The sequence below is a fragment of the Synechococcus sp. H70.1 genome (assembly GCF_047502705.1).
In the GTDB taxonomy this organism is placed as follows: domain Bacteria; phylum Cyanobacteriota; class Cyanobacteriia; order Thermostichales; family Thermostichaceae; genus Thermostichus.
The window spans coordinates 12047-22155 of the sequence record NZ_JANSIV010000064.1 but is presented as its reverse complement, the minus strand read 5'-3'; the positions used below and the strand labels follow the sequence as shown (position 1 = coordinate 22155).

Annotated in this window: 11 protein-coding genes, 1 tRNA gene and 1 other RNA gene; 2 read left to right on the top strand and 11 right to left on the bottom strand. The window is 60.4% G+C overall.

The features are described 5' to 3' along the window. Nucleotides 1-165: 165 nt before the first annotated feature. From thrB to NW827_RS04700, 3 genes are all read right to left on the bottom strand, one after another. Entirely contained in the window at nt 166-1107 is a 942-nt protein-coding gene (thrB, locus tag NW827_RS04710) for a homoserine kinase (RefSeq protein WP_414361204.1), read from the bottom strand. 74 nt (nt 1108-1181) lie between these two features. Continuing rightward, nucleotides 1182-2393 carry an ABC transporter permease gene (locus tag NW827_RS04705; protein ID WP_414361203.1) on the bottom strand — a complete coding sequence of 404 codons (1212 nt, stop codon included), beginning with the start codon at nt 2391-2393 and terminating at the stop codon, nt 1182-1184. Continuing rightward, nucleotides 2390-3790 carry an efflux RND transporter periplasmic adaptor subunit gene (locus tag NW827_RS04700; RefSeq protein WP_414404199.1) on the bottom strand — a complete coding sequence of 467 codons (1401 nt, stop codon included), beginning with the start codon at nt 3788-3790 and terminating at the stop codon, nt 2390-2392. The genes NW827_RS04705 and NW827_RS04700 overlap by 4 nt, the downstream gene beginning before the upstream one ends. Nucleotides 3791-3954: 164 nt before the next feature. On the opposite strand from NW827_RS04700, the gene rplS reads away from it, so the two are divergent. Further along, nucleotides 3955-4338, top strand: coding sequence for a 50S ribosomal protein L19 (rplS, locus tag NW827_RS04695; protein WP_414404198.1), 384 nt, complete (start codon nt 3955-3957; stop codon nt 4336-4338). Nucleotides 4339-4384: 46 nt separating this feature from the next. After that, a tRNA-Trp gene (locus tag NW827_RS04690) sits at nt 4385-4457 on the top strand. Nucleotides 4458-4526: 69 nt separating this feature from the next. On the opposite strand, the gene NW827_RS04685 is transcribed toward NW827_RS04690, so the two are convergent. The 8 genes from NW827_RS04685 to NW827_RS04650 form a co-directional block, all read right to left on the bottom strand. Beyond that, nucleotides 4527-4940 carry a hypothetical protein gene (locus NW827_RS04685; protein WP_414361197.1) on the bottom strand — a complete coding sequence of 138 codons (414 nt, stop codon included), beginning with the start codon at nt 4938-4940 and terminating at the stop codon, nt 4527-4529. A 51-nt stretch (nt 4941-4991) separates the two neighbouring features. Next, an RNA gene (ffs, locus tag NW827_RS04680) (signal recognition particle sRNA small type) lies at nt 4992-5089 on the bottom strand. 40 nt (nt 5090-5129) lie between these two features. Then, nucleotides 5130-5846 (bottom strand): carbon dioxide-concentrating mechanism protein CcmK, encoded by a 717-nt coding sequence (locus NW827_RS04675; RefSeq protein WP_414404197.1) that lies wholly within the window; start codon nt 5844-5846, stop codon nt 5130-5132. A 31-nt stretch (nt 5847-5877) separates the two neighbouring features. Further along, nucleotides 5878-6555: a hypothetical protein gene (locus NW827_RS04670; protein ID WP_414404196.1), complete on the bottom strand. Its 678-nt coding sequence runs from the start codon at nt 6553-6555 to the stop codon at nt 5878-5880. Nucleotides 6556-6617: 62 nt separating this feature from the next. Beyond that, on the bottom strand, nt 6618-8570 hold the full coding sequence (locus NW827_RS04665; RefSeq protein ID WP_414361192.1) for a ribulose bisphosphate carboxylase small subunit: 1953 nt from the start codon (nt 8568-8570) through the stop codon (nt 6618-6620). A gap of 49 nt (nt 8571-8619) precedes the next feature. After that, complete coding sequence (locus NW827_RS04660; RefSeq protein ID WP_414361190.1) at nt 8620-8919, bottom strand: EutN/CcmL family microcompartment protein; 300 nt, start codon at nt 8917-8919, stop codon at nt 8620-8622. Continuing rightward, nucleotides 8920-9261, bottom strand: coding sequence for a carbon dioxide-concentrating mechanism protein CcmK (locus NW827_RS04655; RefSeq protein WP_414361188.1), 342 nt, complete (start codon nt 9259-9261; stop codon nt 8920-8922). A gap of 59 nt (nt 9262-9320) precedes the next feature. Beyond that, the gene (locus tag NW827_RS04650; RefSeq protein WP_414361187.1) at nt 9321-9629 is read right to left on the bottom strand and encodes a carbon dioxide-concentrating mechanism protein CcmK; all 309 of its coding nucleotides are present in this window, start codon (nt 9627-9629) and stop codon (nt 9321-9323) included. Between the last annotated feature and the right edge of the window lie 480 nt (nt 9630-10109).

Sequence of the window (10109 nt, the reverse complement as noted above, 5' to 3'; positions counted from 1 at the left end):
TGGTGGCTGCTCCTACCTCCAGGGGTATGACTTCCAGCATTCCCTGCCGTGGGTTGCCTTGGTTGGCGGCAGCAATACGCCCACCGTTACGAACGGACAACTCCACTGTCTGGGCTCACCCCAGCAGTGCAGAGCACCAAAGCCTAGGCTTGTTCCGCCTTGTGGTCAAGACCTCTCAGGTAGCTCCCCATCTCCAGAATGGATGACTACCCGTCCCCCCTGCCAATCCAAACTGAGGGGTTTCGCCTCCGCCTCAATATCCAGCTGGGCCCAGGCGCTAACCATGGCCGCTCCCACCCGTTCTCGCTCCTCAGGCGCACAGAAAGCTAAGAGGGTAGGCCCAGCCCCGCTGATCACCACCCCGTAGGCTCCTGCAGCTAGGGCTGCCGCTTGGACCGGCTTGAAACCAGTGATTAACTCCATGCGGGCCGGTTGGTGCAGCCGATCCTGCAAGGCCACCTTTAGCCAGTCCACCCGCCCCGACTGCAAGCTGCGGATGAGCAGTCCCAGATGGCTGCTGGAAAAAACTGCATCGGCCAAGCTGACGGACTTGGGCAGGACCGCGCGGGCAGCCTGGGTGGAGACCTTGAAGTTAGGCACCGCCGCCACAATCCCGATGCGCTCGTGCCACTCCACCGGGCAGAACACCCACTGCCCCTGCTGGCCCTGCACACAGAGCTGACAGCCGCCCTGGAGGGCAGGCACTACGTTGTCGGGGTGACCTTCGAGGGCAATAGCCAACTGGAGGAGGGTCTCAGGGGCCAGGTTGAGGGATCCGATGGCATTGGCTCCCAACAGGCCGCCGACAATGGCAGTGGCAGAACTGCCCAGACCCCGCGCCAGGGGCACGTTGAGGGTAATCTCAATTTCCACTCCTGGCACCGGCTTGCTCAGCAGCTCGAAGGCACGGCAGAAGGCGCGATACACCAAGTTGTCCTTGCTCTGGCTTACATGATCGCTGCCGCGATAGTGAATGCTAAGGCCAGCGGGGAGCTTGCGAAATTGGAAGTGGTTGTAGAGCTGCAGAGCTGCACCTATGCAATCAAATCCTGGCCCCAGGTTGGCGGTAGTGGCCGGGACAATTACCTCTACTCGCTCTTTGTCCAAGGGAAAGCTCCTTAGCCAACAGCGGGCAACTCATATCTACCTGTGGGCTCCCATTATCCTACAGAGGGCGGACCTTAGGCTCGCAGGGCCTCAATGGGATCCAGTTGCGCCGCTTTGCGGGCCGGGAAAATGCCAAAGACCAGTCCAGTTGCCGTCGAGAGGGAAAAAGACACAATTACTGCCACCGGATCGACAGTGGTGGCCAAGGGGGTAAATATCCGCACTGCCACCAGCAGGCCGCTGCTAAGGAGGATCCCGGCTACTCCCCCGCTGACCGCAATCAGGATAGCCTCGGTTGCAAACTGCTGCAGGATTTGCCGACTGTCGGCCCCAATTGCCTTGCGCAAGCCAATCTCAGGCGTGCGTTCTGCCACCGAGATCAACATCACATTCATGATCCCTACCCCACCCACCAGCAGGGAGAGCGCCGCTGTGCCGCTTAGCAATACCCGCAGTAGGGTTAAAATCCTAGCTGCCCCATCCAGCAACACCTTCTGGTTGCGGATGACGAAGTCATCCTCCCCCACCAGCTGGTGCCGCTGTCGCAGGAGGTTGCGGATTTGGAACTCGGCAGCTGGCAGATCCGCTTCAGAGCGGGCCGAGACGAAGATGGCCGTCAGCTCCAGCCCATAGGGAGAGCGCCGTCCAACAAAGCGGTTGGCCACCACATCCACCGGCAAAAACAGGCGGGCATCGTTGTTGCCAAACACTGTCGGCTTGGGGCGCAAAGTGCCAATGACCTCAAAGGGCAAGTTGTTGAGCAGCAGCGTCTCCCCAATAGCGGCGGCGGGATCTAAGCCAAACAGCTCACGGGCGGCCTCACTGCCCAGCACCACCACCGGCCGCTGCTCCTCGATGTCTGCCGGCGTGAGGAAGCGGCCCTCCTCGACCTCCAAATTGAGCACCGACAAATACTCTGGCCAGGTGCCTGTGGCCTCGTAGCGACGGTCCACCCCGCCCCGCACAGCTCGGACATTGACGACCAGGCTGGGAACAGCTGCCGCTACAGCAGGCACTTCCGCCGCAATGGCCCGCAGGTCGTCGAGGGTGAGAGGACGGGCATTGCTGGCATCCACTATGCCAAAGCTGGAAGAAAAGACGATGAGCAAATTGGTGCCCAAGGCGCGAAACTGGTCCACAGCCAGCTCTTGGGCAGCCTGGCCAAAGCCCGCAATAGCTACCACTGCTGCGTTGCCAATGAGGATCCCCAGCATACTCAAGCCTGTGCGCAGGCGGTGCCGTCGCACCATTTGCCAAGCCATTTTGGCGGCAACCAGAAGGCTCATGGGTGTGGCCTGCCTCCTGCAGTTCTGCCAGGACGGCGCTCTTGCGGGAGCAAACTCTGCAGGGTTACTCCAGGCGGCAGCGCCGTAAAAACCCGATCCCCCGCCTGGAGGCCGGAGAGCACCTGGGTGATCCCGCCCTGGGTGAGGCCTGTCTTTACCGCTCGGTAGATGGGCCGCTGAGTTTGCGGATCCAAAAGGATTACTCCCTCTTGGCCTCCCTCCCGCAGGATGGCCACCGAGGGCACAGTGAGGGCTTGGGGGTACTGCTCTCCGAGAAAATCTACCGCGACATTCATGCCAATGCGCAAAAAGTCCGCCCCTGCCTCTGGCTCGATGAAGACCCGGAAGACTGTAACTTCCCGCACCACCACCGTAGCTGGAGCAATTCGCTTCACCTGCCCTCGCACCACGCGATCCGGATAGGCCAAAGATTGGATCTCCACCGGCTGGCCCACCCGCACCTGGGCAATCTGCGCCTCCGGCACCTCGGCCCGCACTTCAATCCCCTGGGCCAGCGTCAGGATGGAGCTGGAGGAAGCAGCGGTGGCTTCGGGAGCTACGGTTGTGGGAGTTACAAAGGATCCCACTTCCGCAAAGCGCTGCACCACCACACCGGAAAAAGGCGCCCGGATCTCGGCCTCGGCCAGGCGAGATTGCCGCTGGGCCAGCTCGGCTTGCGCCTGCGCAATCTGGGCTTGGATCTGCTGCAGCGTTTCTGGGCGGCTACCCGCTTGCAGCCGCTCCAGCTCTTGTTGGGCAGCTTGCAAGTCCGCTTGCGCTTGTTCCAGGCGAGCCAGCCGTTGATCCAGCTCGCTGCGGGCCACCACTCCCTCCTGCACTAGCGCCTGAATCCGCTCCAGCTCCTTTTGGGCCAAGTCCACCTGCGACTGCGCCGCCTCTACCCTGGCCTGGGCTGCCGCAATGACCTGGGGTCGCTCACCGGCTTGCACTTCCGCCAGTCGGGCCTGCAACTCTTGGATGCGGGCTTGGGCTTGGCGAATGCCACTGGCTAGATCCCCGTAGTCCATACGAGCCAGCACCTGCCCTGCCACCACCTCATCCCCCTGATCCACCAGCAGCTCCGCCAAGCGGCCTGCCTCCCGCGGGCTAACATTCACCTGGCGAATGGGCTGCACCTGGCCGCTTACCCGCAGCCGTTGGCTTAGATCCCTTACCTCGACGGGCACTGTCAACCTTTGCAGGCGCTGCACCCTCTGCCGCTCGAGATACCGCTGAGCCCAGATACCACCCCCTCCCAAGCTAGCCAGGAGCAAACCTAGGAGAACCCAGCCAGTAGGCCATCCTTTCCTATGGGATCCGGCCTGGGCCAAGGGCTGGTCTGCCGATTTGGCAGGGGGCAGGGATTCTGTCTGGGGCTTATTGGGATGCAGGACCACGAAGTCTCCCGCCTCTTTCAAGGGCTTACTTCTAGCCTACCTGGGCCAAAGAGAGGGGGCAAGCCAAGTCTTCTGAGGTGGGTTGGCTCTTCGGAACCCTGGAAACTTGTACAAAAAGCAAGAGGATTGCTACCATGATTGACTGCTGAGAGCGCCGGAGAGCCATGAACGCTCGCATTAACCCCGAGGCCATCCTCCGCTCTGTGGAGGCGGACTACCTGAAGTCGGATCTCCCCGAGATCCACGTCGGCGATCAGGTGCGGGTGGGGGTACGCATTCAAGAGGGTGGCAAAGAGCGAGTGCAAGCTTTTGAAGGCACCGTCATTGCCATGCGTCACACCGGTCTTAACCGCACCATCACAGTACGCAAGGTTTTCCAGGGTATTGGTGTGGAGCGGGTCTTCCCGGTTCACTCGCCGCGCATTGAGTCCATTCAGGTACTCCGGCGGGGTAAAGTGCGCCGCGCCAAGCTGTTCTACCTGAGGAAGCGGGTAGGCAAAGCCACACGCATCAAGGCCAAGGAAGATCTTCAAGGGGGAGCCCTTTAAAGATGGGGGCGAACCTGCTAAGCTGGGTAGAAGGCTGCTTCCTAATGCGTCCTTAGTTCAGTTGGTAGAACGTCGGTCTCCAAAACCGGATGTCGGGGGTTCGAGTCCTCCAGGACGCGTTACTGGAGAGTTGCAGTGGCGGACTGCCTTCTACGGGAGTAGGAAGCCCTTCTTGTCTCCAGCAAGGCCTAGGCTCTCCCTGTCTCCTTCTTGATGCGTTCCAGTTCTGCCTGCAGCTCAGCAATCTGCCGACGCAGGCGAGCTGCCTCCGACAGCTCAATGGCAGCGCTCCCTTTTAGCTCTGTTCCACCCATATCTTCGATAGTGATTTTGCGGGGGCCGCTAGCAGGCTCCCCCTCTTCCTTGCGCTTAGCATTGGCGGCAATGGCGTCCATGTAGGCCCGCGCCTCCTCGGCTCTCATTGCCCCCAACTCTACCAATTCATCCACTAAGGCTTGCACCTGCTTGCGCAGCTCCAGCAGGCGGTCTCTAGCACTCCCAGCCACCTTGGGGGCATTGTCGGCCACCAAAGCAGCCAGGCCCATCCCAAAGTAGAAAGCTTTCTCAGCCAAGTTGGCGAGGGGGTTGTCCTTCTCAGCCATAGGGGGTGCCCTGCCAGGGCCAGCGGAACAAAAATCCAGGTGCAGGAAAAGGGCGACCTGGGTTGACGCGCCTGCTCAGAGCATCCCGTAGTGCTGCTATCTTCCGATCCTGACACGGTTTGGGCGTCTAAGCCGCACGGACCCAGGTCTTCCAGTAGCCTAGCATTTTTTTCTCCTGCTTGAGTTGCTCTAGCGAGGGCCTGGCGGTTCCAAATAGACCGGGAGCCGCTCTCCCGCCCTCTCGCTGCGCTGTACCTCTTCTACCTGAGCTTGAGGGATCGCCACTGGCAGGGTAACCGGTTGAGCAACAAAACAACTGGCCACTGGCAGCGCCTGCTCTAGCTCGTCGAGGGGGCGTGGGATCACAGCCACGGCGTTGAGCTCGCCAATGCGCTCGGCCTCGTACATGCCCGCATCGATGGCAATGGCCACATTGGAGACTGTACCTCGAATGATGACCGTACATAGGCCGTCGCCAATTGTCTCGTAGGCGGCCAGCTGCACATCCGCTGTTTTCAGCATTGTGTCAGCAGCCCCCACCATGGCCGGGAAGCCACGGGTCTCCAGCAGGCCCACAGCTAGGTTGCTGAGGCGGCTGTAGCCCCGACTTTGGGCCAATTGAGACAGCTTGCTGCTGATGGGCAGCACTGCCTCTAAGTTAGGCAGGGGCCTTGGGATCACCAGACTGGAGATCTCCTCCTGATTAAACTGGCGGGCTACCTCAATCCCTTCTTCAATGGCAATGCGCACATCGGCAATGTTCCCGCGCACGATTGCTGTGCAGTAGCCGCCCGAGATCTTCTCAAAGCCAATGAGAGTTACGCCTGCCGACTTGGTCATGGCGTCGGCAATGCGGACAATGACTGGGAAGCTGCGTGTCTGGATGAGGCCTAGAGCAGTGGACATGGCCCTCTACTTCTTTATGCCAGTGTAGCTCTCACAACCCTCCGTGCCGCGAGGAGAGGACTTGGCGGTGAGGGTAGATCTTGCCCAGCAGCCGATCCAACTCTGCCCGGCCTGGTATCCCGTTGAGCTTGCGCCCCCCCAACTCTTCTTGCCCTGGCGCAGCTGCCTCCTCCTCCCGAGGGGTTGCCTTGTCTCCACCCGCTGCTTCAGGAGAAGGAGGAGGGGCCTCGGACACCGTCGGTGGGGTAGCTGCCTCTTGCACCCTCTCTGCCTCCCTAGACTCTGTCTGGGGAAAGACAACCCTCTCTTGCTCTCTCCCCCAGGTGGGATCCCCAAGCAGCGAGCTGGGAGGGATCACTGCCTGGCTGAGGACGGAACAGTTGAGCAGGGTAGCCTCGGCGCCAATGCAGGCATTTTCGCGGATGGTGCCTTGCCCAATCACCAGCACCCCCCTCCCTAAAGTAGCCCCCGCCTCCACCACTAGGGATCCCCCACAGGCGTGGAGGATAGATCCTGCGCCAATGCAAACGTTCCGCCCAATGTGGATGCGGCAGCCGGGGTTAGCCCGCAACAGCACCCCTGCCCCAATGCTTGCTCCCTCCTCTATTTCTACCTCACCACTGACCACGTAGTGGGCTTTACCGTTCTGCGCGGGCCAGGCACGTGGCTGGGGGGAGAGGGGCAAGGGGGAAGCTAGGGTGCTTCTCATGGCTAGGGGGCTGGATGGAAACCAACCCGGAACCAACAGGGCTCGGGCAAGAGGGAGATCCCTCAAGGGGTTTGGATGATCTGCTCCAGTACCCGCCGCTTAGATTTGGGGTCAATGCCCAGCAGGCGCACATACTCGCCGCGATGCTCCTCTAGGCAGGCCTCCAGCGCCGCTACCACCTGATCCAGTTGCGTGGCTTCAATGGGGCTACAGCTTTGCCAAGAGGAGGTGCGGAAGCGGCGCTTGTCAGCATGCTCGGTGCCAATGCGGTAGCCTTGGCTAAGCAGTTGCTGGACTTGCGCCACCACCTCGCTGCTAAGACGCCTAGCCCCGGGTGCAGGGGAAGCTGCTGCCCCTGGCGAGCCTTGAGCCGCTGGCGCAGAAGTAGGCGGCTTACCGCTGGGGGTTTGGATGATGCGCTCATAGACCCGCTTCTTCCCTTTGGGGTCGATCCCCAGCAGGCGAACGTAGTGACCCTGGTGCTCTGCCAGCGCCGCCCTCAGCTCAGTTAACACCTCTGGCCCCCGCTGGCCACGAAGGATAGGCCCGCTCTGCCAGGAGGAGGTTTTGAAGCGGCGCTCGTCAGCGTATTCATAGCCAATGCGGTAGCCCTGGGCCAGTAGCCGGTGGACCTCCTCCTGCAGCTCCAAATCCAGGCTGGCACTGCTCCCTTCTGCCCCAGAAGCCGCACCTGCAGCTGCGCCCGCTTCTGCCGAACTGCTGCCTGCCTGATCTTGGGGCGTCTGAATCACCTTCTCCAGCACCCGCCGCTTGGCTTTGGGATCGATCCCCAATAGGCGCACGTACTCTCCTGCATGCTCGGCCAGGGCTGCCCGCACAGCCGTTAGGATCTCCTGGACGGAGCCGCTGAAAGTGCCCAAGGTCTGCCAGGAGGAGGTGCGGTAGCGACGAGCATCGGCCACTTCCAGACCAACGCGGTACCCTTGGGCCACCAGGGTTTGGATCTCCTCCTCTAGGCGCAGTTCCGCTCTACCGGAGCCTGGCATAGCAACCGAAACCCGGCTGGAGGATCCGGAGAGGGGTGCCGGCCCTTCTGGGGTTTGGATAATCTGCTCCAGCACCCGCCGCTTGGCTTTGGGATCGATCCCCAACAGGCGCACATACTCCCCACGGTGGGCTGCCAGAAGGGCCCCCAGCGATTGCACCACCTCGGCCTCCTGGGTGCTGAGGATAGGGCTTTCGCTCTGCCAAGAGGAGACCCGGAAGCGACGAGGGTCAGCGTATTCCAGACCCACGCGGTAGCCTTGGGCCAAGAGGGCGCGTACCTGCTCTACCACCTCTGGGCTAAGAAGGGAGCCACTGCCGTTGTGCCCATTGGCAAGAGAGGAAGAAGACTCCGGAGTTGAGGAACCAGAAGCGCGGGCTTGCAGCAGCTCGTTGCGGATAGGAGCAATACAGACAAGGTTTTCGCTGCAGTGGTAGCCCTCCAGCAGAGCTTGGTTGATGCCGATGACGTGCTGCGCAAACTTGGCATCGCTATCTTGGACATCCGGCAGCCGGTCGGCCTCCGCTTGGTTGGTGATGATGGAGCCGGAGCGCACATATTTGCCTGGCGGGATCTCCACATCCTGGATGAGGCAGTGCAACATGATGATGCAGCCATCTCCCACCCGCGCATTGAACACGGTGGAGCGGAAGCCGATGAAGCAGTTGTTGCCCACATAGGCTGGCCCGTGAATCAAGGCCATGTGGGCAATGGAGGTATTCTTGCCAATCCACACGGAGTAGGGCTGGCCATCTTCCCCGATGACCCGCCCTTTTTCCAGACCGTGGATCACCACCCCGTCCTGGATGTTGGAGCCGTCGCCAATGTAGAAGGGGGATCCTTCATCTGCGCGGATGGAGGTTCCAGGGGCAATGAGCACCTGGGCGCCGATGCGCACATCCCCGATGAGATTGGAAAAGGAATGGACGTAAGCAGAGGGATGAATGGTGGGTTCCGCCAAGCGACGCGACCAGGGCGTTGGCGGCGCAGCATAGGTTTGAGCAGGCATAACCGTGAGCCTCTAGACCAAATCAGAGGAGGAAAGGGAAGGATCCCAGCTAGCGTTGCTCGCGCTTGTTGTAGAGGGAGCGACCGTCGATGCTAACGGTGTCAATAATTGCCATCACCACTGCATCTAAAGGACGGGTTTCATTTCCCCGCGGTTGGCGAGCCGCGCTACCTTGGCTAACCAGCACCCATTCCTCGGCGCCGGCCCCCACTGGATCAGCAGCCACGGCATAGTCTGGCTGCGGCCGGCCCTCGAGATCGACATACTGCACCACCAGGAACTTGACGCCCGTCAGGCTGGGATCCTTCTGGGTGCTGGTGACGGTACCCCGTACAATCGCGATACGCATCTAGGGACGCGTGAAGGGACGAATGGCATTGACCCCTTCGCGGAATTGGGCCACATCCTCGGTGTAGCGAATGGGCAACACGTACTCCAGGTTTTCGTGGGGACGGGCAATGATGTGCCACGAGAGCAACTGGCCACCGTTGACCCGCTTTACGGCTTCGATGCCGGCAGCTACTGAGGCCTGTACCTCAGAGACATCGCCCCGCACGATCACGGTAACGCGCCCACTGCTAATTTTCTCGTAGCCCACCAAGGTGACGCGCGCTGCTTTCACCATGGCGTCGGCCGCTTCTACCACCGCTGGGAAGCCCAGCGTTTCAATCATTCCAACTGCGATGGCCATAGGGACTCCTTACACTGAGATGGGTTTAGGGGGGGGCTGGAACTCTTCCAGCTTGCGGCCTAGGTGCGAAACTGCTCCACTGCTTCGGTGTAGCGAATGGGCAGCACGTACTCCAGGTTTTCATGGGGCCGAGCAATGATGTGGTGGGAGAGAACCTCACCCCCACTGACCCGCTTGGCAGACTCCAAGCCGGCAGCTACCGAGGCCTGCACCTCCGAGACGTCGCCCCGCACAATCACGGTGACACGCCCGCTGCCAATTTTTTCGTAGCCCACCAGGGTGACACGCGCCGCTTTCACCATGGCGTCAGCTGCTTCCACTACTGCTGGAAACCCCCGCGTTTCAATCATTCCAACTGCAATAGGCATATCAACTCTCCCCTCTTGAACACCTAGTTCTTGAACACCGTGAAGATCAACCTAGCAGTCGCTGCCTTTAGCTTGCTGCCGGGATCTTGCAACCTTATCGGCTTAGGGAAGATCCTCTGCCCTAGCTTCAACTGATAGCTCTTTCAGTAAAACCAACCCTGACTCCCTTAGGCGCTTCTCTTTCCCTTCCTGCCTGAGAAAGACCTGCCTAGCAGCAGACCTCAGACAAGGTGGGAACGAGCCACTAGAAGCCATTGCGGTTTCACTGCAGCCATCGTTTAGGAGGGCAAAGCTGCTAACTCTGAGCTCAACGCTAAAACAATCATACAGAAAATTTGGCTGAGATGACTCAGAGCGAGGATCCCCAACCTAAGCAGAATGATATCCCCAATCGTCCTGAATAAAAATCAACATTTTTAATTAGAGTGATAGTTTTTATTAAGAAAGCATGACTGTTGTTAACCGTTCACAAATAGTTCC

Bases quoted from the DNA above. Each gene is read 5' to 3' on its own strand.
- NW827_RS04705 (WP_414361203.1), bottom strand. From the start codon at position 2,393: ATGAGCCTTCTGGTTGCCGCCAAAATGGCTTGGCAAATGGTGCGACGG.
- rplS (WP_414404198.1), top strand. From the start codon at position 3,955: ATGAACGCTCGCATTAACCCCGAGGCCATCCTCCGCTCTGTGGAGGCG.
- NW827_RS04685 (WP_414361197.1), bottom strand. From the start codon at position 4,940: ATGGCTGAGAAGGACAACCCCCTCGCCAACTTGGCTGAGAAAGCTTTC.
- NW827_RS04675 (WP_414404197.1), bottom strand. From the start codon at position 5,846: ATGTCCACTGCTCTAGGCCTCATCCAGACACGCAGCTTCCCAGTCATT.
- NW827_RS04670 (WP_414404196.1), bottom strand. From the start codon at position 6,555: ATGAGAAGCACCCTAGCTTCCCCCTTGCCCCTCTCCCCCCAGCCACGT.
- NW827_RS04665 (WP_414361192.1), bottom strand. From the start codon at position 8,570: ATGCCTGCTCAAACCTATGCTGCGCCGCCAACGCCCTGGTCGCGTCGC.
- NW827_RS04660 (WP_414361190.1), bottom strand. From the start codon at position 8,919: ATGCGTATCGCGATTGTACGGGGTACCGTCACCAGCACCCAGAAGGAT.
- NW827_RS04655 (WP_414361188.1), bottom strand. From the start codon at position 9,261: ATGGCCATCGCAGTTGGAATGATTGAAACGCTGGGCTTCCCAGCGGTG.
- NW827_RS04650 (WP_414361187.1), bottom strand. From the start codon at position 9,629: ATGCCTATTGCAGTTGGAATGATTGAAACGCGGGGGTTTCCAGCAGTA.